This window comes from Camelimonas sp. ID_303_24, assembly GCF_053543495.1.
In genome coordinates, this window is record NZ_JBLLJM010000005.1 from 560,436 (window position 1) to 583,550 (window position 23,115).

Below are 23,115 nucleotides of genomic sequence, written 5' to 3' on the forward strand. Positions count from 1 at the left end.
TTGGCAATGGCGGCGACAGGGACGCTCCAGAGCTGGACGCGTCAGGACCGGACGCACGGCGGGCCACAACGAGGTAAACCAGATGAAGACAGTTGCAGTCGTCGTTGGCAGCGTGCGGGAAGGCTCGCTCAACCAGCAGCTTGGCCGCGCCCTGGCGAAGCTGGCGGAGGGCAGGCTCGCCTTCCGTTTTCTGAAGATCGACGATCTTCCCATGTACAATGACGACCTGTGGAAAAATCCGCCAGCGGCCGTGCTGCGCTTCAAGCAGGAACTGGAGGCGGCCGACGCGGCCCTGCTGCTGACGCCGGAATACAACCGCTCCACCTCGCCGCTGCTGAAAAACGCCATCGACTGGGGCTCCCGCCCCTATGGCAAGAGCAGCTGGATGCACAAGCCCACCGCCATCGCCGGCGCCAGCCCGGGCGCCATTGGCACGGCGACGGCCCAGGCCCATGTGCGCACCACCATCAGCGCCGCCGGCGCCCTGCTGATGTCGCAGCCCGAGCTGTACTTCAGCGCCAAACCCGGCCTGATCGACAGCGCCGATGCGATCACCGATGACGGAACGCGCAAGTTCCTCCAGAGCTATGCCGACGCGCTCGCCGCGCACATCGAACGTCTGACCCGGTGATATCCGGCTCGCGGACGCCCGCCGCGACGGGCGCGGCGCCCGCGGGCGCCAGTCGTGACGCAGGCCTTGAAGCAGGTCTTGAAGCAGATCCTGGCGCTGGCCATCCAGACCAGAGGCGCCCTGATGGCGCTCGCCCCGACACTGTTCGCCTTGGCGTTGACCTCGGCGGCACGAAGATCGAGGCGATCGCGCTGGCCGCCGACGGCCGGGAGCTGGCGCGCCGCCGCGTCGCCACCCCGCGCCATGACTATGAGGCCGGCATCGCCGCCATCGCCGCGCTGGTGGCGCAGGTGGAGGCAGAGGCAGGCTGCCCGCCACGCAGCACCCCGTTGGGCTTCGGCATCCCCGGCTCGCCCTCCCCGGCCAGCGGCCTGATCCGCAACGCCAACTCCACCTGGCTGAACGGCCGGCCGCTGCAACGCGACCTGGAGGCGGCGCTGGGCCGCCCGGCGCTCATCGCCAACGACGCCAACTGCCTCGCCGCGTCCGAGGCCACCGATGGCGCCGGGGCTGGCGCGCGCGTGGTCTGGGCGGTGATCCTCGGCACCGGCGTCGGCTCGGGACTGGCCATTGACGGCCGCCCCCTGACCGGGCGCAACGCCATCGCTGGCGAATGGGGCCACATGCCGCTTCCTGGCGTGAGCGAGGCGGAATCGGCTGGTCACGCCTGTTATTGCGGCCGGAGCGGCTGCGTCGAAACCTTTCTCAGCGGCCCGGCTTTCACCCGCGACCATCAGGCATTGCTGCGGGCCAGCGGCCAGCCCGCGCCAGACGCGATGACCGCGCAGCAGGTCATCGCCGCCATGCGCGCCGGCGACCGCCTCGCCCGGGCGTCGTACCAGCGTTATCTGGAGCGGCTGGCGCGCGGCCTCGGCGCCGTTATCAATGTACTCGATCCGGACATCATCGTGTTGGGCGGCGGCATGTCCAATGTGGACGAACTGTACGTCGATCTGCCCGCCGCCCTGACGCCGCACATTTTCTCGGACGTATTCGACACGCCGGTGCGCAAGGCGGCGCACGGCGACAGCTCCGGCGTGCGCGGGGCGGCGTGGCTCTGGACGGGGACCTGAGCCACGCGCCGTCGATGCGACGGCGCTTGACAATTGCCGCGCGCTCCTGACCATCAGCAACCAAATTCAATCGAATGCTTGTTAGGCTGCGGGCTGTTCTGGCCGCAGGAGCCTGACACACCAGACGAACCTGGCAGGAGGAACGGAAGACCATGCAGGGCCGCATCGCAATCAACATCACCGGCGGCGTCGCCGACGTGAAGCTCGTGCGCAGCGACAAGATGAACGCGCTCGATCACGCCATGTTCGACGCGCTGGTCGAGGCGACCGAAACCCTCGGCAAGAACCCTGACGTGCGCGTCGTGGTGCTCTCCGGCGAAGGCCGCGCCTTCTGCGCCGGCCTCGACATGGGCAATTTCGGCAGGATGGCTGGCAATGGCCAGGACGACGGCAAGGCCGCCGTGCCGCGCAAGCTGGAGCCGCGCACCCATGGCGCCGCCAACCGCCCGCAATACGCCGTCTGGGGTTGGCGCGAACTGCCGGTGCCGGTGATCGCCGCCGTGCATGGCGTCGCCTTCGGCGGCGGCTTCCAGCTCGCCCTGGGCGCGGACATGCGCTACGTCACGGCGGACACGCGCATGTCGGTGATGGAGATCAAGTGGGGCCTGGTGCCGGACATGGCCGGCACCCAGATCATGCGCCACCTCGCCCGCGAGGACGTGGTGCGCGAGCTGACCTACACCGGCCGCATCTTCAACGGCGAGGAAGCCCTGAATTATGGCTTCGCCACCCGCGTCTGCGCCGACCCTTACGCAGAGGCGATGGAGACAGCGCGCCAGATCGCCGACAAGAGCCCGGACGCCATCCGCGCCAGCAAGCGCATCCTCAACCGCGCCGGCATCGTCTCGCCCATGGAAGGCCTGATTGATGAATCGATCGAACAGGGCGTGCTGATCGGCAGCCCCAACCAGGTCGAAGCCATCATGTCCAACATGGAAAAGCGCCCGGCGAAATACGCCAATCCCAAAATCTGATCTGCGCAAGATTTGATCTGCACCAAAATCTGACGCCCTGAATATCTGGGGCGCGGCGCCAGCCAGGCGCGATCCTGCCGGGGAGGCTCAACGCCCCGGCAGGCTGGAGCCAGCCAGCAAGGTTGGCCGAGGAGGAAACACCCCATGATCGACCTGCACTACTGGCCGACCCCGAACGGCTGGAAAATCACCATCATGCTGGAGGAAGCCGGCATTCCCTACCGGCTGGTCCCGGTCAACATCGGCGCAGGCGACCAGTTCAAGGCGGACTTTCAGGCGATCAGCCCCAATGGCCGCATGCCCGCCATCGTCGACACGGCCCCGGCTGACGGCGGCGAGCCGGTGTCGATCTTCGAATCCGGCGCCATTCTCGAATATCTGGCGGAGAAATCCGGCAAGTTCCTGCCGGCGGACGTGCGCGGGCGCTACCGCGCGCTGCAATGGCTGATGTGGCAGATGGGCGGCCTCGGCCCCATGCTCGGCCAGCACGGCCACTTCAAGCTCTACGCGCCGGAACAGGTGCCCTACGGCATCAGGCGTTACGGCGATGAAGCCCGGCGCCTCTATGGCGTGCTCGACCGCCAGCTTGGCGAAACCGGCGCCTGCGTCGCCGGCGAATATTCCATCGCCGACATGGCCATCTTCCCGTGGATCATGACCCACAAGGCCCAGGAGATCTCCCTGGACGCCTACCCGCACATCGCCCGGTGGTACGCCGAACTGCGCCAGCGGCCGAAGCTGCAGGCCGGCCTCGACGTAGGCAAGGACTGGCGCAAGCCAATGACCGACGAGGCCAAAAAGGTCCTGTTCGGCCAGACCGCCGCCGGCGCCGCGCCGACCCGCAACTGATCCTCCGCATCCAGGGCCTTTTCCGATGACCACGATTGAATGCTTCTTCGACTGCTCCAGCCCGTGGACCTACCTGGGCTTCGATTCGCTCATCAAGCTGGCTGGCGAACTGGGTGAAACCATCACCTGGAAGCCGATCATGGTGGGCGGCATCTTCAACACCATCAATCCCACGGTCTATGCCTCGCGCCAGCAGCCGGTGCCGCAGAAGGCCCATTACATGCGCAAGGACCTGCAGGACTGGGCCCGCCATTGCGGCATTGAAATCAACTGGCCCAAGGTGTTCCCGGTCAACAGCGTCAAGGCCATGCGCGGCTGCGTCTGGCTGCTGCCCCAGGGCAAGATGGAGCCGTTCGCCCGCGCCGTGTTCGAGAGCTACTGGCGCGATGAAAACGACATCTCCCAGGATGAGCACCTGGTTCCGATCCTCGACCGGCTCGGCATTGATCGCGACGCCTTCTTCGCCGCCATCGGCCAGCAGGAGGTCAAGGACGCCCTGCGCGCCAACACCGATGAGGTGATCGCGCGCGGCGGCTTCGGCTCGCCAACCATCTTCGTCAACGGCGGCGACATGTATTTTGGCAACGACCGCATGCCGCTGATCCGCGACGCCATCCTGCGCGGCCGCGCCGCCTGATCGCCGTCGCCCCTCCGCCCGGGAGGGGATTTTTCCGCGACGCACAACAACAATAATGACGAAACATGAAGGAAACGCCCATGCCCCGCGCCGTCGTCTGTCACGCCCTTGAAAGCCTCGACGGGCTGTCGCTGCAGGAGGCGCCGCGCGCGCCGGTCGGCCCAGGCCAGGTACGCGTCGAGATCCATGCCGCCGGCATCAATTTCCCCGATCTTCTGATGACCACCGGCGGTTACCAGTTCAAACCCGAGACGCCTTACGTCCCTGGCATGGAGGCGGCGGGCGTGGTGAGCGAGGTCGGGCCGGGCGTCACCCGCTTCAGGGTCGGCGACCGGGTGATGATGGCAGGCAAGACCGGCGCTTTCGCGGAAGAGGCGGTGGCGGCGGAAACCCAGCTGGAGCCCCTGCCGGACGCCCTGTCGTTCGCCGAGGGCGCCTGCTTCCGCGTCGCCTACCTGACGGCCTGGTATGCGCTGAACGAGCGCGGCCATCTGAAGGCCGGCGAGGTGCTGCTGGTGCATGGCGCCGGCGGCGGCGTTGGCCTGGCCGCCGTGCAGATCGGCAAGATGATGGGCGCAACGGTGATCGGCTGCGCCTCATCGCCGGAGAAGCTCGACGTCATCCGCGCCAGCGGCGCCGACCACGCCATTCTTTACGGCGCCGGTCCGTTCAAGGACGAGGTCAAGCGCCTGACCGGCGGCAAGGGCGCTGACGTGGTGTTCGACCCGATCGGCGGCGATGTTTTCGAGCAGAGCCTGCGCTGCATGAACTGGGGCTGTCGCCTGCTGATCATCGGCTTCACCGGCGGCGTCGGCAAGGCCGCGACCAATCTGGTGCTGATCAAGGGCGCCAGCGTGCTCGGCGTGCGCGCCGGTGAATCGGCGAAGCACGATCCGGCCAGCGGCCAGCGCGCCAAAACCGCTTTGGCCGAACTGGCGGCCAGCGGCAGGCTGAAGCCGCACATCTCCCACGTTGTGCCGCTGGAGCGCTGGCGCGAAGCGTTCGAGCTGATCCGCGACCGCAAGGCCATTGGCCGGGTAGTGATCCAGACGCGATAGCCCTGGATGATGTCCGGTGAAACGGCCCCCCGCTTCACCGGAAAACGCCTCAATGCGCCAGCAACAGCGCCCGGTCGGTCTGGGTGATGACGTCCCGCGTCGTCCCGCCCATGAACCATTCCAGCCAGCGCGACTGGCCATAGCCGCCCATGACCATCAGGTTGGAGCCGAGGCGCTCGCCTTCATCCAGCAGCGCCTCGGTGGCGACGCCGGCGTCCAGCTTCACGGGATGAATGGCGACCTGTCCTGATCCCTGCGCCGTCTGCCGGCGCAAATGGGCGGCCAGGTCCTCGGCGGAGCGGTCCGTTGCTTCATCCTCTTTGGTGAAGGCGTAGACGATATCAGTCTGGCGGGCGCTGGCGATCAGCGGCATGGCCTCGGCGACGGCCCGGGTCGCCTGGCGGCAGTCGCGCCAGCCAATCAGGATGCGATCGAACTTCTCCGGCGCATGGGCGCCGGGGGGGGCCAGCAGCACGCCGCGTCCGCTCTCGGTCAGCACCGCCTCGACCAGATCACCCCAATCCTGCTCCGCATCGCCGCGATAGGGGCAGGTAGCGATGAACAGGTCGGCCCAGCGCGCCTGGCGGGCCGCCAGCCGGGCGAGACCGGCGGGGCGGGCTTCAAGGCGGCGCACCTCATAGGGCGCGCCATAGCCGGCAAGCCGCTCGTTGAGCGCCTTTTCGATATTGTCGCCCTCGCGCCGCACCTGATCCTCAATGTCAGCCACGACAGAGACAGCCGCCGCCCCGGCCTCGATCGGCATCACCGTGGCGAACTCCGGCAACGCATTGGTGAACAGCCCGATCAGACGCGTCACGCTGGCGACGCCAACGCTGGCGATCACCGTCCGCGCATGGGCGAGCCGGACCTCGTCCTCCGCCGAGCCGTCGAGGTGCACCATCAGATCCATCATCCCACATCTCCCTGAGAGCGTGTCCGGTGGGAGCCTGCCCACCAGGAGCTTTCCCGGCAACCGCCGCGGGAACAGGCCCCGCCGCCAGAACCACGCGCCGCCGGGGCCGGTATTTTCCCATCTCCAGCGCAGGACAGCACGCCGCGCGGCGCGCGTGAAGCGCCCTCTCAAAACATTTACGCCTTCCCGCCGAACCGTGCTATGCGGGCGTTGCCGCAATATCGGGCCGCAATATTCCAGATGAGCATCATGTCCAACGACGGGGTCGCTGACGGCGAGGCGCCGGAGCTCAATCTTCAGTCATACCTGCCCTACCGCATGGCCGTGCTGTCGGAGGTCGTGGCCCAGGGGCTGGCCAGACAGCATCTGGACCGCTTCAAACTCGCCATTCCCGAATGGCGGGTGCTGGCGACGCTGGGCGCGTTCTCGCCGCTGACCGCCAAGGCGATCGGCCAGCACAGCCGCATGCACAAGACCAAGGTGTCCCGCGCGGTGACCGCGCTGGAGGCGCGCGGCCTGGTGCGCGGCGAAGTCAGCCCGCACGACCGGCGCGAGATCAACCTGTGGCTGAGCGACGACGGGCAGGAGCTGTACCGGCAGATCGTTCCGCTCGCCCACGCTTACCAGGCTGAAATCGTCGCCGGCATTGATCCCCAGGATCTGGAGACGATGACGCGCACCATGGAAATCATTTTCCAGCGCGCCGACGCCTGAGCCACCGCGCGAACTGGACGGGGCCGCGCCCGGGAAGCAACGCGACGCCGCCATGCGGCGGTTGAAGTCGTAATGTTATTTCATTACATACCGACCGTCGTCTGCATCCGCGCCAGTCACGCAGGCGGTCGCCGCCGAGCCGAAAGGCGTTTTTGAGGGAGCCAGTCCATGCACGCCTACCCCGGTCGCACCGTCCGGATAAACCGCAGAGCCATGCTGGCGGCTGCGCTGACGGCTGCGCTGACTCTTGCCTGCGGCGCGCCAGGCGCCCACGCCAGCGATGGCAACGGCATTGGCGCCGACAAGGTTCCCGTTGTCGCCAGCTTCTCGATTCTCGCAGATCTCGCCCGTCAGGTCGGCGGCGAGCGGGTGGAGGTCGCGGCCCTGGTCGGTCCCGGCGGCGATGTGCATGTCTTTTCTCCAGCGCCGGCCGACGCGAAGCGCATCGCCGCGGCCCGGCTGATCATCACCAATGGCCTCGCCCTCGAAGGCTGGCTGCCCCGGCTCATCAGCGCCTCTGGCGCCAAAGCGCCGGTCGTCGTCGCCAGCAAAGGCGTCAACGCCGCCCATCTGGACGGGGACGGGAGCCACCACGACCACGACCATGGCGCAACCCAAAAGCACGACCATGGCGGCCTCGACCCACACGCCTGGCAGGACGTGGCCAATGTCAGGACCTATGCGCGCAATATCCGCGACGGCCTGATCGCCGTCGATCCGGCCGGCCGCGCGGTCTATGAAAAAAACGCCGCCGCGTATCTGGCCCGTCTGGATGATCTTGACGCTGACATCCGTCGCCGCATGGCGGCGATCCCGGCCGACCGCCGGCGCATCATCACCACTCACGACGCCTTCGGCTACTTCGGCCGCGCCTATGGCCTTGGCCTTATCGCGCCGCAGGGGCTCTCCACCGACACCGAGGCTTCCGCCGCCGACGTCGCCCGCGTGGTGCGCCAGATCCGCGCCGAAAAGGCGCCGGCGGTATTTCTGGAGAACATCGCCGATCCGCGCCTGATGCAGCGGGTCGCCAGGGAAACCGGCGTGAAACCAGGCGGGCAGCTTTACACCGACTCCCTGTCGCCGCCGGACGGCCCGGCTCCAACCTACATCGACATGATGCGACGCAACGTCGAAACCCTGGAAAACGCCCTGGCGCCCTGAACGGGCGCCCGCGGCATGCGCGAGCAGAACCACCGCCGCAGACAAGACATCAGATCAGGAGGCCGGGGCCGCGTTCAAAGAGCGGCTTCCCCGATAATGGCGGGCATGTGTTTCCGGGCCACCCGGCCTGCGGCGCGAACAGATTCTGGCGCGCGCCCAGACAACGGCGGCACGATGTCCTGAAGGCTGGCGTCGCCTACTCCCCCTCGATTTCCGCCCGCAGCATCTCCAGCTCCAGCCAGCGATCCTCTGCGGCGGCAAGCTGCTCCTGAAGCTGGCTTGCGGCGGCGGTGAACTTTTCGAACGCCGCCCGGTCTTTGGCGTAGAGATCCGGATCGGCCAGCTTCGCCTGCACCGCCTGCTGCTTGGCTTCCAGCTCGGCCATGGTCTTGGGCAGCGTCTCCAGGGCGTGCTTGTCCTTGAAGCTCATGCGCTTCGCGGCGGCCTTCCCAGCCGGCTTTTCCGCCAGTTTCTCGCCAGGTTTCTCCACAGGCTTCGCGGCGGCCTTGCCCGCATCCGGCTTCGCCGCCAGTTTGGCGCTGGCGATGTCGCCGCCGCGCTGGCGCAGCATGTCGCTGTAGCCGCCGGCGTATTCCTGCCAGCGGCCATCGCCTTCCGGAACCAGCACGGCGTCGACGATGCGGTCGAGAAAATCACGGTCGTGGCTGATGAGGATCACGGTGCCGGAATAGGCGCCCAGCATCTCCTCCAGCACGTCCAGGGTCTCCAGGTCGAGATCGTTGGTCGGCTCGTCGAGCACCAGCAGGTTCGAGGGCCTGGCCATGGCGAGGGCCAGCATCAGGCGGGCCCGCTCGCCGCCGGAGAGCACCTTCACGGGCGTGCGCGCCATTTCCGGCGGGAACAGGAAGTCCGCCATATAGGACACCACATGGCGCGGCTGGCCGCCGACAAAGACATTGTCGCCGCGCCCGCCGGTCAGGGTTTCGGCCAGGGTGGCCTCCGGGTCGAGCAGCGCCCGGCGCTGGTCCAGCGTCGCCAGCTCCAGATTGGCGCCGAGGCGGATCACGCCGCCGTCCGGCGCCAGCGCGCCGGTCAGCAGATTGATCAGCGTGGTCTTGCCGGCGCCGTTGGGGCCAATGATTCCGAGCCGGTCGCCGCGCAGCAGCCGCAGCGACAGGTCGCGGACGATCGCCCGTTCGCCAAAATGCTTGCTGACGGCCTTCGCCTCGATCACCTGCTTGCCGGACAGCTCCGCCTCCGAGGCGGCCATGCTGACCTGGGCCGAGGCCTGGTTGACGGCGCTGCGGGCCTCGCGGCGCTGCTGGCGCAAGGCCGACAGCTCGCCCATGCGGCGCACATTGCGCTTGCGGCGCGCGGTGACGCCATAGCGCACCCAGTGTTCCTCGGCGGCAATCTTGCGGTCGAGCTTCTGGGCCGCGACCTCTTCCTGCTCCAGAACCTCGTCGCGCCAGGCTTCAAAACGGTCGAAGCTGATATCGGCGCGGCGGGTCTGGCCGCGATCCAGCCAGACGATCGACTTGCCAAGTTTTTCCAGAAAGCGCCTGTCGTGGCTGATCAGCACCAGCGCCGTGCGCAGGCCGGCCAGCTCCTCTTCCAGCCATTCGATGCTCGGCAGATCAAGGTGATTGGTCGGCTCATCGAGCAGCAGGATGTCCGGTTCCGGCGCCAGGGTGCGGGCCAGCGCGGCGCGGCGGGCCTCGCCGCCGGAGAGGCTGGCCGGGTGCTCGTCGCCAGTCAGGCCAAGCTTCTCCAGATACATGCTGGCGCGCCAGGCGTCGTCGCCCTCGGACAGCCCCTCCATCACCCACGACATCACCGTGTCATGGCCGGAGAGATCCGGCTCCTGCGGCAGATAACGCAGGGTCGCGCCGGGTTGCAGGAAGCGGGTTCCGGCATCGGGCTCCAGCAGGCCGGCGGCGACCTTGAGCATGGTGGATTTGCCGGAGCCGTTGCGGCCCACCAGCACCACCCGGTCGCCGCGCGCCACCGACAGCTCGGCGCCGTCGAGCAATTGCTGCGTGCCCAGACGCAGCCGCACGCCGGCAAGGGAAAGCAGCGGAGGAAGGGCCATCGAAACCACCTTGTATGCGCGAAATCAGCCGCCAACGCCGGCCTGATAATCCTTGATGTCCGAAACCTTGATGTCCGGCCAGCGCTCCTGCTCATAGCTGAGCGAGAAGGCGGTAGTGGCCATGAACACCGGCTCACGGTCGAGATCGAGGGCGATCGACGAGGTGTGGGCGTTGACGAATTTGTCCAGCTCGCCCGCCCTGTCGCTGGAAATCCAGCGGCAGATCGAGAAACGGGTCGGCTCGAAATCGATCGGCAGGCCATATTCCGCCTGCAACCGCTCTTTCAGCACGTCGAGCTGCAGGGCGCCGACCACGCCGACGATGGCGCCGGAGCCATCGACGGGCTGGAACACCTGCACGACGCCCTCCTCGGCCATCTGTTGCAGGGCTTCCTTCAGCTTCTTGGCCTTCATCGGATCGGTGAGCTTGATGCGCCGCATGATTTCGGGCGCGAAGCTCGGCACGCCGCGGAACACCAGATCCTCGCCCTCGGTCAGGGTGTCGCCGATGCGCAGGGTGCCGTGGTTGGGAATGCCGACCACGTCGCCGGCGAAGGCTTCCTCGGCGATGGAGCGATCCTGGGCGAAGAAGAACTGCGGCGCCGACAGGGTCATCGGCTTGCCGGTGCGGGCCAGCCGCGCCTTCATGCCGCGCGTCAGCCGGCCGGAGCAGACGCGCATGAAGGCGATGCGGTCACGGTGGTTCGGATCCATGTTGGCCTGGATCTTGAACACGAAACCGCTCATCCGCTTCTCGGTTGGCTCCACCATGCGGGTGGCCGCCTGCTGGCCGCGCGGCGGCGGCGCGAATTCGGCGACGGCGTCGATCAGGTCGCGCACGCCGAAATTGCGCAGGGCCGAGCCGAAGAACACCGGCGTCAGGTGCCCCTGACGGAAAGCCTCCAGGTCGAACGGCTCCAGCGCGGCTTCCGCCAGCGAAACGCTTTCGTGGAAGGCGTCGCGCTCATGCTCCGGCAGCAGGCTGAGCAGCTTCGGGTCATCCGTTCCGGTGACGGTGAAACCGGCGTCGTCCTTGTCCACCAGCCGCACGCGGCGGTTGCGCAGATCATAGGTGCCGGCGAAGGAGCGGCCGCTGCCGATCGGCCAGGTCACCGGCGAGGTGTCGAGGGCCAGCGTCTTCTCCACCTCGTCGAGCAGGTCGAACGGATCGCGGGCTTCGCGGTCGAGCTTGTTGACGAAGGTGACGATCGGAATGTCGCGCAGGCGGCAGACCTCGAACAGCTTGCGCGTGCGCGCCTCGATGCCCTTGGCGGCGTCGATCACCATCACGGCGGCGTCCACCGCCGTCAGGGTGCGGTAGGTGTCCTCCGAGAAGTCCTCGTGGCCTGGCGTGTCGAGCAGGTTGAAGACGTGATCGCCGTATTCGAAGGTCATCACCGAGGTGACGACGGAAATGCCGCGCTCCTTCTCGATGCCCATCCAGTCCGAGCGCGTCGCCGCGCCGCCGCGTTTGGCCTTCACCGCGCCGGCGAGCTGGATGGCGCCGCCGAACAGCAGCAGCTTCTCGGTGAGCGTGGTCTTGCCCGCGTCCGGGTGGGAGATGATGGCGAAGGTCCGGCGGCGTTCGACCGCCTGCGCTTCCGGCGAGGTCTGGACGTTCATCAAAATGCGATCTGGCGGCGCAAGGCCGCCGGTTGCTGGCCGCGCCATCGTTGGAGGCGCAACCGCGTGTGGGAATTTGGAGCGAGGCTCTAGCAGGTTTCAACCTCAGGAGCGAGCCATGCGATGCGCCCGGCGCCTATGGCTTGCGCCACTCCATCAGCAACAGCCAGGGCGCGCGGCGGTAGCGGGCGACGCGCGCGGCGTCGGGCCAGGCCGGATCGGGCTCCGGCTCGTCGAAACGGGCGAGCGTCAGCCCCTGGGCCAGCAGCGCCTGCATGTAACGGGAGAGCGGCCGATGCCAGTTGCGCACGCGGACGCCGGCCCACTCCACCCATTCGGCGCGGCTGTCGAGATAGCCGTCAATGGCATAACGCTGCGCCGCGCCTTCGCCTTCCCAGCCGCCGGCGGTCGAGAATGAATTGAGATTGGCGATCAGCAATGCGCCGCCCGGGCGCAACACCCGCGCCATTTCGGCGACCGCCTGCTCCATGTCGTCGATATCGATCAGGGTGAGATAGCTCACCACCAGGTCAAAACTGGCGTCGGGCCAATCAAGCTTTTCGGCCCGGCCGACGCGGTAGTCACCGCCCGGATCACGGGCGCGGGCCATCTCCAGCATCAGCGGGATCGGGTCGACCCCAACCGGGCGGACGCCGGCGGCGCGCATCATCCGGCAGAAGCGCCCCTCGCCGCAGCCAACGTCAAGGGCGTCGCCGTAGCCGCCCGCCCGGACGCGGGCCAGCATCGGCGCATCCAGCACCGCGTGGCGCGAGAAATCGCTGTCGATAGCGGCGATCCACGCCGGCGCCGATTCGCTCCAGCCCGCGCCTGCGCCCCCTCTCCCGCCTTCGCTCATGTCAGCCCCGGCTCACGCAACCCGCTCGTCCACCGGCTCCAGGCGCGACGGCGTTTCGTAGTCGAACACCTGCATGTAATGGGCGATGGCCTCCGGCGCCCCGGTGGCCTTCTGCAGATTGTCCGACAGCTTCACCGCCGGGCGGCCATTGGCCGAGGACACCTTGCAGACCAGCGACGCCGGGCGCAGATCGAGATCCGGCCGGGTGGCGCAGCCCTCGAAATCATTGGTGAGGTTAGTGCCCCAGCCAAAGCTCATGCGCACGCGGCCATGGAAGTGATGGTAGGTCTTCTCGATGGAATCGACGTCGAGCGCGTCGGAGAACACCAGCAGCTTCTCGCGCGGGTCGCGGCCCTTCAGGCGCCACCAGGCGATGATCTCCTCGCCGCCCTCGATCGGCGGCTTGGAGTCCGGGCGGAAGCCGGTCCAGTCCGCCACCCAGTCCGGGGCGTGCTTCAGGAAGCTGGTGGTGCCAAAGGCATCCGGCAGCACCACCAGCAGGTTGCCGCCGTAGTATTTCTTCCAGGATTCCAGCACCGTATAAGGCGCCATCAGGCGCTCGCCGTCGGTGTCGGCCAGCGCCGCCATCACCATCGGCAGCTCATGGGCGTTGGTGCCGATGGCCTCCAGGTCGGTTTCCATGGCGTGCAGCACGTTGCTGGTTCCGAGCAGCGATTTGCCCAGCCCCTCCTTCAATGCCTCCACGCACCAGCGCTGCCACAGGAAGCCGTGGCGCCGGCGGGTGCCGAAATCCGAAATGCGCAGGTCCGGCAGCTGCCGCAGGCGCTCCACCTTCTCCCACAGGCGCGCCTTGGCGCGGGCGTAGAGCACATCAAGATCGAACCGCCCCATGCGACGCATGGCGGCGCGGGAGCGCAGTTCGTTGACGATGGCCAGCGCCGGGATCTCCCACATGCTGGTGTGGGTCCACAGGCCGGTGAAATTGAGCACGAACTGCCCGTCCTCGCGGCGCAATTCGTATTCGGGCAACTGGAAATCCGCCAGCCAGTCGAGGAAGTCCGGCTCGAAGATCTGCTTGCGGCCATAGAAGGTGTTGCCGGCCAGCCAGATCATCTCCTTTTTGGAGAACCGCAGGGTGCGGGCGTGGTCGAGCTGGTCGCGCAGCTCCTGCTCGTCGATGTCGTCCGCCAGGCGGATGTCCTTCGAGCGGTTGATCAGGGTGAAATCGGCGCGCACGTCGCGGCGCAGCCCCCAGATCATCTGCAACATCAGCAGCTTGTAGAAATCGGTATCCAGCAGGCTGCGGACGATCGGGTCCAGCTTCCAACTGTGGTCATACACGCGTCGGGCGATATCGATATGCGCCATGACGGGATCTCCGCGGCGGGGCCCAGGCCCTGCGCCAATGTGACCAAAGGTTCAAAATCCAGGCGCCCTGCCGCCGGTCCGGCCTTCTGGACCCGCCCGCGCCGGGCGCACCGGTTTCGCCCTGCAACATCAGGGTCGCGCTCACAATGTCAAGGCGCTGACGTGTTTTTGGCGGCGGCGGGCATCGCTCGCGGCTTGCGCGCGCGGCGCTTCGCCCTATAGTCCGCGCGCGTATGGCCTGGCCGGAGAACTTCCGGGCGGGCATGTCCAGTTTCCCGGTTAACCCGCGGATCGCGCCAGCCCACACCCTGCCCGGGGCCTGTCCCCAACCGGGCGCGCGCATCCGGTATTTGCGATGGAAAGATCATGACGGCAAAGCGCGTCAACAAGGTTGTTCTGGCCTATTCGGGGGGGCTCGACACCTCGATCATCCTGAAGTGGCTGCAGACGACCTACGGTTGCGAGGTCATCACCTTCACCGCTGACCTCGGTCAGGGCGAGGAGCTGGAGCCGGCGCGCGAAAAGGCGCTGCTGCTCGGCATCAAGCCCGAGAACATCTACATTGAGGACCTGCGCGAGGAGTTCGTGCGCGACTACGTCTTCCCGATGTTCCGCGCCAACGCCCAGTATGAAGGCGTCTACCTGCTCGGCACCTCCATCGCCCGCCCGCTGATCGCAAAGAAGCAGATCGAGATCGCCGAGCGCACCGGCGCGGACGCCGTGTCCCACGGCGCCACTGGCAAGGGCAACGACCAGGTGCGTTTCGAGCTCGGCTATTATGCGCTGAAGCCCGACGTCACCGTGATCGCCCCATGGCGCGAATGGGACCTGACCTCGCGCACCTCGCTGATCGATTTCGCCGAGAAGCACCAGATTCCGATCGCCAAAGACAAGCGCGGCGAAGCCCCGTTCTCGGTCGACGCCAACCTGCTGCACTCGTCCTCCGAGGGCAAGGTGCTGGAGGACCCGAACGACGAGGTGCCGGACTACGTCTTCTCGCGGACGATTTCGCCTCTGGACGCCCCGGACAAGCCGACCATCATCACCATTGAATTCGAAAAGGGCGACGCCGTCGCCATCGATGGCGTGAAGATGAGCCCGGCGACCCTGCTGACCGCTCTTAACAAACTCGGCCACGACAATGGCATTGGCCGCCTCGACCTCGTCGAGAACCGCTTCGTCGGCATGAAGAGCCGCGGCATGTATGAGACCCCCGGCGGCACGATCCTGCTTGACGCCCACCGCGCGATTGAGTCGATCACCCTCGACCGCGGCGCAGCTCACCTGAAGGACGAGCTGATGCCGAAATACGCCGAGCTGATCTACAACGGCTTCTGGTTCTCGCCCGAGCGCGAGATGCTGCAGACCCTCATCGACAAGAGCCAGGAATTCGTCACCGGCGAAGTCCGTCTGATGCTCTACAAGGGCGGCATCCATGTCATCGGCCGCCAGAGCCCCTACTCGCTCTACGACCAGGATCTGGTGACCTTCGAGGAGGGCGCCGTGGCCTATGACCACCGCGACGCCGCCGGCTTCATCAAGCTCAACGCCCTGCGCCTGCGCACCCTGGCCCAGCGCAAGAAGAAGCTCGGCCTCTAAAGCGCCTGCCGATCAGACGGAACCGTCTGATCGGCCAGAATTCGCTCAAACACAGGACCCAGAAGCCCTTTTCCGATCCATTTTGATCGGCAAGGGCTCTGGGGACGGCTCCGGGAAACGCACCGGGAGCAGCTTCGGAAAAGCTCCGGGAGCCGCCCTCAGGCGCTCCCGCACACCCGGCCGACGGCAAACCCAGGCCATATCCAGGCGGGCGCGGCGCGAGCCGGCGCGCCCGGATTCAGCCGCCCCTCCCCGCTCCCAGGCCCCCGATTGCCAGGTTTTTACGCCGGGATGCGGCGCTATTGCGTGTAAAAACAACACGCTTCGGGGGTTGCATCCTGCGCCGCCGGCTTGCATATGGGGGCATCAGCAAAATTGGCGCAGGTCCCCCGGGACCCGGCGGTTGCCGTTGCATGGTCGTGTTCAGCCTGAATGAATCGGCCAGTCGAACAGGCGTTGTCCGTTCACTTTCCGAATTGCGCTGAAACACAGGCAGGCGCCTTTATATGTCACTTCGCAATATCGCGATCATCGCGCACGTTGACCATGGCAAGACCACGCTGGTCGACAAGATGCTGCAGCAGTCCGGCTCGTTCCGTGAGAACCAGCGCGTCGCCGAGCGCGTCATGGATTCCGGCGACATCGAGAAAGAGCGCGGCATCACCATCCTGGCCAAGGCGACCTCGATCGTCTGGAAGGACACCCGCATCAACATCGTCGACACCCCCGGCCACGCCGACTTCGGCGGCGAGGTAGAGCGCATTCTCTCGATGGTCGACGGCGTGATCGTGCTGGTCGACTCGGCTGAAGGCCCAATGCCGCAGACCAAATTCGTGGTCGGCAAGGCCCTCAAGATCGGCCTGAAGCCCATCGTCGCCATCAACAAGATCGACCGTCCCGATGGCCGCGCCAACGAGGTCATCAACGAGGTGTTCGACCTGTTCGCGGCGCTCGACGCCACCGACGAGCAGCTCGACTTCCCCATCCTCTACGGCTCCGGCCGCGACGGCTGGATGGCCGAGGCGCCTGAGGGTCCGAGCGACCAGGGCCTGGCCCCGCTGTTCGATCTGGTGCTCAGGCACGTGCCTGAAGCGAAGGTCGAGCCTGGCCAGTTCCGCATGCTCGGCACCCTGCTCGAAGCCAACCCCTTCCTTGGCCGCATCATCACCGGACGCATCGCCTCCGGCACGGTGAAGCCAAACCAGACCATCAAGGTCATCGACCGTCACGGCAATCTGGTCGAGAACGGCCGCGTGTCGAAGATCCTCGCCTTCCGCGGCATCGAGCGCCAGCCGATTGAAGTCGGCGAGGCCGGCGACATCGTCTCCATCGCCGGCCTGGTCAAGGGCTCGGTGGCGGACACCTTCTGCGATCCTTCGGTCACCGAAGCCATCCAGGCCCAGCCGATCGACCCGCCGACCGTGACCATGTCGTTCCTGGTGAACGACAGCCCGCTGGCCGGCACCGAAGGCGACAAGGTCACCAGCCGCATGATCCGCGACCGCCTGTACAAGGAGGCCGAGGGCAATGTGACGCTGAAGATCGAGGAATCGGCTGACAAGGACAGCTTCTTCGTCTCGGGTCGCGGCGAACTGCAGCTGTCGATCCTGATCGAGACCATGCGTCGCGAGGGCTTCGAACTGGCCGTGTCGCGTCCGCGCGTGGTGTTCAAGCAGGACGACGACGGCAACACGCTGGAGCCGATGGAAGAGGTCGTCATCGACGTCGATGAGGAATATTCCGGCACCGTCGTGCAGAAGATGTCGGAGCGCAAGGCCGACATGATCGAGATGAAGCCGTCGGGCGGCAACCGCCTGCGTCTGGTGTTCCACGCCCCGACCCGCGGCCTGATCGGCTACCAGTCCGAACTGCTGACCGACACGCGCGGCACGGCGATCATGAACCGCCTGTTCCACGGCTACGAGCCCTACAAGGGCGAACTGGCGGGCCGCAACAACGGCGTGCTGATCGCCAACGAGCAGGGCGAGTCGGTGGCTTACGCCCTCTGGAACCTGGAAGATCGCGGCCCGATGATCATCGACGCCGGCGTCAAGGTCTACCAGGGCATGCTCGTGGGCATCCACAACCGCGACAACGACCTTGAGGTCAATGTTCTCAAGGGCAAGAAGCTCACCAACATCCGCACCACGTCGAAGGACGAGGCCGTCAAGCTGACGCCGCCGATCCGCATGACGCTGGAGCGTTCGCTGGCGTGGATCCAGGACGACGAGCTGATGGAAGTGACGCCGAAGTCCATCCGCCTGCGCAAGCGTTACCTCGACCCGAACGATCGCAAGCGCATGAAGAACGCCAAGGAAGGCTGAAGCCCTCCGGCAGCGCAGCAGCAACAGGAAACGCCCGGCCCCGCGCCGGGCGTTTTCTTTTTGCGCCAGGCCCGTCGCCGCCGTCAGGCCCCAGCATTTGCCAGGAGGATCCCTCAAGAAGATTTTTCAGGAGGATTTGTTGCGAGGCTCTGTTGTGAGGCTCTGTTGTGAAGAATTGCCCGAAGACTGGCCGGACGCCCACGAATTTTATGTAAACCCGTTGACTTGACGGGGGATTTTTTCTCCCCGGCATTCGCCGGAAGACGAATACACTTGTCCGTGAGGCCAAATTATCGTGGTGGACACAGGCGCGACAACGGACGCGCCATGTTCTGGAGGTAGACGCATGAGCAGACCCAGGATGCCGGCATGGGCCGCGTTCGCGCTCGCCGCGACGCTCGCCACGCCCGCCCTTCTGACCACTCCCGCCCTTGCAGAGAAGAAATACGATCAGGGCGCCACGGACACCGAGATCAAGATCGGCCAGACCACGCCGCTCAGTGGCCCCGCCTCGGCCTATGGCGGCATTGGCCGCGTCCAGGCAGCCTACATCCGCATGCTGAACGAGAAAGGCGGCATCAACGGCCGCAAGATCAACTTCATCCAGTACGACGACGCCTACAACCCGCCGAAGGCGGTGGAGCAGGTGCGCAAGCTGGTGGAGAGCGATGGCGTCCTCAGCACCTTCCAGATCATCGGCACCCCGTCGAACGCCGCCGTGCAGAAATATCTGAACGAGAAGAAGGTGCCGCAACTGCTGGCGTCGACCGGCGCGACCCGGTTCACCGACCCGAAGAACTTCCCGTGGACGCTCGCCTATAATCCGAACTACCAGTCGGAGGCGCACATCTACGGCAAATATATCCTCGCGAACCACCCCAACGCCAAGATTGGCATCCTCTACCAGAACGACGACCTTGGGAAAGACTATGTGAAGGGCCTGAAGGACGCCCTGGGCGACAAGGCGAAATCCATGATCGTCGCCGAAGCGTCCTATGAGTTGAGCGACCCGACCATCGACGCCCAGATGGTCAAGCTGAAGGCATCCGGCGCGGACCTGTTCTACAACATGTCGACGCCGCGCTTTGGCGCCCAGGCCATCAAGAAGGCCGCCGAGATGGGCTGGAAGCCGGTGCACATCCTCGACATCAACGCCACCCCGGTGAGCCAGACGCTGGTCCCGGCCGGGCTGGAGAACTCGAAGGACATCATCTCGGTCAACTACGGCAAGGATCCGCTGGATCCGCAGTGGGCCAACGATCCGGGCATGAAGCGCTACAAGGAGTTCATGGCCAAGTACGCCCCCAATGAGGATCGCGACAGCGGCATCGCCACCTATGGCTACTCCACCGCCCAGTTTCTGGAGCAGATCCTGAAGCAGGCCGGCGACAACCTCACCCGCGCCAACCTCATGAAGCAGGCCACCAATATCCGGAACTTCACGCCAGACCTGGCGTTGCCAGGAATGAGCGTCGAGACCAAAGACGACTACAAGATCAACAAGCAGTTCCAGATGATGCGCTTCGACGGCAAGCGCTGGGTGCTGTTTGGACCGATCCTGACGGACGACTACAAGCCGGCTCAATGACGTCCTGGCGCAGTCAGTAACGAAAAAGGCGCGCCGTCGATGACGGCGCGCCTTTTGTTGTCCCGGCCCCTGCTGCCCGCGCGGCGGCAGGGGCCGCCTGCATGAGCGGCCGGCCCGAACGGGCCGGCCTGGATCTCACAGCCCTTCGAACAGCGGCGTCGACAGGTAACGCTCGGCGAAGGACGGGATGATGATGACGATGTTCTTGCCGGCGGCCTCCGGGCGGGCGCCCAGCTCCAGCGCGGCCGCCACGGCGGCGCCGGAGGAGATGCCGACAGGAATGCCCTCGACGCGGGCAAGCTGGCGGGCGGTGTCGAAAGCGGTCTGGTTGCCGACCGTGATCACCTCGTCAATGAGGCTGCGGTCCAGCACGTCCGGGACGAAACCGGCGCCGATGCCCTGGATCTTGTGCGGCCCCGGCTGTCCGCCAGACAGCACCGGGCTGTCCTCCGGCTCCACGGCCACCATTTTCACCCCGGGGCGGCGCTGTTTCAGCACCTGACCGACGCCGGTGATGGTGCCGCCAGTGCCGACGCCGGAGACCACATAGTCCACCTCGCCGTTGGTGTCGTTCCAGATTTCCTCCGCCGTGGTGGCGCGGTGGATCGCCGGATTGGCCGGATTGGCGAACTGCTGCGGGATGATCGAGCCGGGAATCTGCGCGTGCAGTTCCTGGGCGCGGGCAATGGCGCCGCGCATGCCCTGGGCGCCTGGGGTCAGCTCAAGCTGGGCGCCGAGCAGTTGCAGCATCTTGCGGCGCTCGATCGACATGGTCTCCGGCATCACCAGAATCAGGCGATAGCCGCGCGCCGCCGCCACAAAGGCCAGGGCGATGCCGGTGTTGCCGGACGTTGGCTCGATCAGCGTCGCGCCCGGCGCGATGCGCCCCTCGGCCTCCAGGGCGTCGATCATGCTGACGCCAATCCGGTCCTTGACGCTGGAGATCGGGTTGAAGAACTCAAGCTTGGCCAGGAGGTTGGCCTTGACGCCCTTTTCAGCCGCCAGACGCGACAGGCGCACCAGCGGTGTATCGCCGATGGTGGCGGTGATGGAATCATAGATGCGGCCGCGACCGGGCTTCTTGCCGTCTGCGCTGCTGGACGAGTTATCCGCCATGACCTGCTCCCCTGTGGCATTTCCGGCGAAGGCGACATCGCTTCGCATGAGAAAATGCGACCCGTTAAAGAAATCCGTTTGCCGGCGACGCCGGTTCAGGCCGGGCGACCGGCCCTTGCCCGCCGACCCGATGAAAGACCGGGTCGACGTTATAACCTGCAGAAAAATGTGCAAATATTTTTTTCACAAATCATATCGTGAAATCCATTGGAGCCGCGACATCGCCAAACACACTGCGGGCTTCAGCATCGCGGCACAGATCCTCAATAGTCACGGAATCGAGCCGGTCGAGGAACGCCTCGCCAGCCTCCTTCACGGACGGCTCGATCACCTGTTCAACCAGCTTCGATTCCGGCAGCGGCGGCAGCCCCTCGTCCTCCTGCGCCGCCATCACGGCGCGCACGATCTGCCCGGCGCTGATGCGCCGCCGCTCCCGCGCCAGCTCATAGCCGCCGCGCGGGCCGCGCACGCCCTTGAGGATGCCGGCGCGCACAAGGGTCTGCAATACGGTTTCCAGATGGCGCGGCGGCAGCCGGTGGCGCGCCGCCAGCAGCTTGGCGGCCACCGGCAAAGGGCGGGCGTGAAGCGCGACGTCGACAACCGCTGCGATGGCAAGCACGCTCCGTCGCGACAACAGCATCATGGCCCTGGTCTCCCTGCCCGCGCGTCCTTGCGGCGGGTCGCATTTTCATCTGGTGGAGACAGTTTTTAACAGCCTCTGTCGTGCAACAAAAGCTTTTCACTCCATAAAGTGTAAATTACGCACGCTGATCGCATGCCGCCGCGGCCGGTTTTCAGGCCACGCCGGTCGAGCCGAAGCCGCCGGCGCCGCGCGCCGTGTCATCCAGGGCGTCAACTTCCCGCAACGCCAGTTGCGGCGCCCGCGCCGCCACCGCCTGGGCAATGCGATCGCCGCGACGGATGATGAATGGCTCCTGCCCGAGATTGATCAGGCAGACGAAAACCTCGCCGCGATAGTCGCTGTCGATGGTGCCCGGCGTATTGAGCAGCGTCACGCCGTGCTTCGCCGCCAGCCCGGACCTGGGCCGGACCTGGATCTCCCAGCCCGCTGGCGCGGCGAAACAGAAACCTGTCGGAGCCAGAACCCGCGCGCCCGGCGCCAGCGTGATCTCGGCATCGATGGCGGCGCGCAGGTCGAAGCCGGCGGCGCCGGCCGTGGCGTAGGCCGGCGACGGCAGACCGGCCGCATGCGGCAACCGGCGCAGCAATATCTCCTGCATCTCCCGCCCGCCGCTCATGACGCCGCGCCAGAACGATCCGCCCCACCGCTTTTGGCGCCACTTCGCGCCAGCGCATCCGCCATGCGGGCGACGAGACGGCGCGCCACCTCGTCCTTGCCCATGGTCGGCCAGTCCTCGATGCCCTCCGCCGTCACCAGATGCACCGTGTTGCGATCGCCGCCCATCACGCCGCTTTCCGGCGAGACGTCATTGGCGACGATCCAGTCGCAGCCTTTGCGCGCCAGCTTGGCCTCGGCGTGGGCCAACACCTTCTCGGTCTCGGCGGCGAAACCCACCACCAGTTGCGGCCGGCCAGCCGTCAGCTTCGACACGGTCGCCAGAATGTCCGGATTCTCGACCAGGCTGAGCGACGGCGCGCCGCCGCCCTGCTTCTTGATCTTTTCCTCCGCCGCCCCGGCGACGCGCCAGTCGGCCACGGCGGCGGTGAACACCGCCGCGTCGGCCGGCAAAGCCACTTCAACCGCCGCCAGCATCTCGCGGGCGCTCTCCACATGCACCACATGCACGCCGGGCGGGTCGGGAAGGTTCACCGGCCCGCTGATCAGCGTGACGTGGGCGCCGGCCTGGGCGGCGGCCTGGGCGATGGCGTGCCCCTGACGGCCGGACGAACGGTTGGCGATATAGCGCACCGGATCAATCGGCTCGTGGGTGGGCCCTGAGGTGACCAGCACGCTGAGGCCGGTGAGCGGTCCCTGCGGCTGCAAACGGCCGAAGCCCGGCGCCGCTGTGGCGCCAACGCCCTGCCCCTGGTAGATGACGTTCTGGTATCCGACCTGGGCTGCGGATCCGGCGCCCGGTCCAGCCAGGGCGGCTTCCACCGCGGCGACAATCTCCAGCGGTTCGGCCATGCGCCCCACGCCAGATTCGCCGCGCTCGGCCATGGTCCCGGCATTGGGGCCAACGAACAGCACCCCGTCGCCCGCCAGCGTCGCGGCGTTGCGGCGCGTCGCCGGATGGCCCCACATGCGTGGGTTCATCGCCGGCGCCATCAGCACGGGCTTGTCGGTGGCCAGCAGAATGTTGGTCGCCAGATCATTCGCCAGGCCGTTGGCGGCCTTGGCCATCAGATCGGCGGTGGCTGGCGCCACGACGATCAGATCCGCCTCACGCGACAGGCTGATGTGGCCGATGTCCGCCTCGTCGGTGAGGGAGAACAGATCGGTGAACACCTTTTCCTGCGACAGCGACGACGCCGACAGCGGCGTCACGAACTGCTGCGCCCCATCGGTCATCACGCAGCGCACCACGGCGCCCCGCTCCTTGAGCCGCCGGATCAGATCCAGCGCCTTGTAGGCGGCGACGCCGCCGCCGATGATCAGAAGGACCCGGCGACCTGACAGCATGGACGTCTCCTT

Annotated in this window: 20 protein-coding genes; 11 read left to right on the forward strand and 9 right to left on the reverse strand. The window is 66.6% G+C overall.

Annotated elements, in window-relative coordinates; translation table 11 throughout:
- Positions 1-82 precede the first annotated feature (82 nt).
- From ACERNI_RS08050 to ACERNI_RS08075, 6 genes are all read left to right on the forward strand, one after another.
- The gene (locus ACERNI_RS08050) at positions 83-631 is read left to right on the forward strand and encodes an NADPH-dependent FMN reductase (RefSeq protein WP_448832741.1); all 549 of its coding nucleotides are present in this window, start codon (positions 83-85) and stop codon (positions 629-631) included.
- The gene (locus tag ACERNI_RS08055) at positions 628-1,704 is read left to right on the forward strand and encodes an ROK family protein (RefSeq protein ID WP_448832742.1); all 1,077 of its coding nucleotides are present in this window, start codon (positions 628-630) and stop codon (positions 1,702-1,704) included. The genes ACERNI_RS08050 and ACERNI_RS08055 overlap by 4 nt, the downstream gene beginning before the upstream one ends.
- Positions 1,705-1,856: 152 nt before the next feature.
- Entirely contained in the window at positions 1,857-2,678 is an 822-nt protein-coding gene (locus ACERNI_RS08060; protein ID WP_448832743.1) for a crotonase/enoyl-CoA hydratase family protein, read from the forward strand.
- A 144-nt stretch (positions 2,679-2,822) separates the two neighbouring features.
- Positions 2,823-3,527: a glutathione S-transferase N-terminal domain-containing protein gene (locus ACERNI_RS08065; RefSeq protein WP_448832744.1), complete on the forward strand. Its 705-nt coding sequence runs from the start codon at positions 2,823-2,825 to the stop codon at positions 3,525-3,527.
- Between the two features lie 25 nt (positions 3,528-3,552).
- Entirely contained in the window at positions 3,553-4,164 is a 612-nt protein-coding gene (locus ACERNI_RS08070; RefSeq protein ID WP_448832745.1) for a DsbA family protein, read from the forward strand.
- An 80-nt stretch (positions 4,165-4,244) separates the two neighbouring features.
- The gene (locus tag ACERNI_RS08075) at positions 4,245-5,222 is read left to right on the forward strand and encodes an NADPH:quinone oxidoreductase family protein (RefSeq protein WP_448832746.1); all 978 of its coding nucleotides are present in this window, start codon (positions 4,245-4,247) and stop codon (positions 5,220-5,222) included.
- A gap of 49 nt (positions 5,223-5,271) precedes the next feature.
- Here the strand turns inward: ACERNI_RS08075 and ACERNI_RS08080 are convergent, their stop codons facing one another.
- Positions 5,272-6,135 (reverse strand): universal stress protein, encoded by an 864-nt coding sequence (locus ACERNI_RS08080; RefSeq protein WP_448832747.1) that lies wholly within the window; start codon positions 6,133-6,135, stop codon positions 5,272-5,274.
- A gap of 249 nt (positions 6,136-6,384) precedes the next feature.
- Here ACERNI_RS08080 and ACERNI_RS08085 point away from each other — a divergent pair, with 249 nt between their 5' ends.
- Together ACERNI_RS08085 and ACERNI_RS08090 are read left to right on the forward strand one after the other, a co-directional pair.
- A complete protein-coding gene (locus tag ACERNI_RS08085; RefSeq protein WP_448832748.1) occupies positions 6,385-6,849 on the forward strand; it encodes a MarR family winged helix-turn-helix transcriptional regulator in 465 nt (154 codons plus the stop codon).
- Between the two features lie 168 nt (positions 6,850-7,017).
- Positions 7,018-8,010: a metal ABC transporter substrate-binding protein gene (locus tag ACERNI_RS08090; protein ID WP_448832749.1), complete on the forward strand. Its 993-nt coding sequence runs from the start codon at positions 7,018-7,020 to the stop codon at positions 8,008-8,010.
- A gap of 196 nt (positions 8,011-8,206) precedes the next feature.
- Here the strand turns inward: ACERNI_RS08090 and ACERNI_RS08095 are convergent, their stop codons facing one another.
- From ACERNI_RS08095 to pncB, 4 genes are all read right to left on the reverse strand, one after another.
- A complete protein-coding gene (locus ACERNI_RS08095) occupies positions 8,207-10,063 on the reverse strand; it encodes an ABC-F family ATP-binding cassette domain-containing protein (RefSeq protein WP_448832750.1) in 1,857 nt (618 codons plus the stop codon).
- Positions 10,064-10,087: 24 nt separating this feature from the next.
- A complete protein-coding gene (locus tag ACERNI_RS08100; RefSeq protein WP_448832852.1) occupies positions 10,088-11,686 on the reverse strand; it encodes a peptide chain release factor 3 in 1,599 nt (532 codons plus the stop codon).
- A 136-nt stretch (positions 11,687-11,822) separates the two neighbouring features.
- Positions 11,823-12,542, reverse strand: a complete 720-nt coding sequence (locus ACERNI_RS08105; RefSeq protein WP_448832751.1) for a class I SAM-dependent methyltransferase — start codon at positions 12,540-12,542, stop codon at positions 11,823-11,825.
- A gap of 12 nt (positions 12,543-12,554) precedes the next feature.
- A complete protein-coding gene (gene pncB / locus ACERNI_RS08110) occupies positions 12,555-13,871 on the reverse strand; it encodes a nicotinate phosphoribosyltransferase (RefSeq protein ID WP_448832752.1) in 1,317 nt (438 codons plus the stop codon).
- Positions 13,872-14,237: 366 nt separating this feature from the next.
- Between pncB and ACERNI_RS08115 the strand changes: the two genes are divergently transcribed.
- The 3 genes from ACERNI_RS08115 to ACERNI_RS08125 all read left to right on the forward strand — a co-directional run bounded on the left by ACERNI_RS08115 (position 14,238) and on the right by ACERNI_RS08125 (position 19,382).
- Entirely contained in the window at positions 14,238-15,470 is a 1,233-nt protein-coding gene (locus tag ACERNI_RS08115) for an argininosuccinate synthase (protein ID WP_448832753.1), read from the forward strand.
- A 506-nt stretch (positions 15,471-15,976) separates the two neighbouring features.
- Complete coding sequence (typA, locus tag ACERNI_RS08120) at positions 15,977-17,794, forward strand: translational GTPase TypA (RefSeq protein ID WP_448832754.1); 1,818 nt, start codon at positions 15,977-15,979, stop codon at positions 17,792-17,794.
- Between the two features lie 346 nt (positions 17,795-18,140).
- The gene (locus ACERNI_RS08125) at positions 18,141-19,382 is read left to right on the forward strand and encodes an ABC transporter substrate-binding protein (RefSeq protein ID WP_448832755.1); all 1,242 of its coding nucleotides are present in this window, start codon (positions 18,141-18,143) and stop codon (positions 19,380-19,382) included.
- 135 nt (positions 19,383-19,517) lie between these two features.
- Here the strand turns inward: ACERNI_RS08125 and cysK are convergent, their stop codons facing one another.
- The 4 genes from cysK to ACERNI_RS08145 form a co-directional block, all read right to left on the reverse strand.
- Positions 19,518-20,498, reverse strand: a complete 981-nt coding sequence (cysK, locus tag ACERNI_RS08130; RefSeq protein WP_448832756.1) for a cysteine synthase A — start codon at positions 20,496-20,498, stop codon at positions 19,518-19,520.
- Positions 20,499-20,688: 190 nt separating this feature from the next.
- Positions 20,689-21,141 carry an RrF2 family transcriptional regulator gene (locus ACERNI_RS08135; RefSeq protein ID WP_448832757.1) on the reverse strand — a complete coding sequence of 151 codons (453 nt, stop codon included), beginning with the start codon at positions 21,139-21,141 and terminating at the stop codon, positions 20,689-20,691.
- A 151-nt stretch (positions 21,142-21,292) separates the two neighbouring features.
- Positions 21,293-21,757 carry a dUTP diphosphatase gene (gene dut / locus ACERNI_RS08140; RefSeq protein WP_448832758.1) on the reverse strand — a complete coding sequence of 155 codons (465 nt, stop codon included), beginning with the start codon at positions 21,755-21,757 and terminating at the stop codon, positions 21,293-21,295.
- Positions 21,754-23,103, reverse strand: coding sequence for a phosphopantothenoylcysteine decarboxylase domain-containing protein (locus ACERNI_RS08145; RefSeq protein ID WP_448832759.1), 1,350 nt, complete (start codon positions 23,101-23,103; stop codon positions 21,754-21,756). The genes dut and ACERNI_RS08145 overlap by 4 nt, the downstream gene beginning before the upstream one ends.
- Positions 23,104-23,115 lie beyond the last annotated feature (12 nt).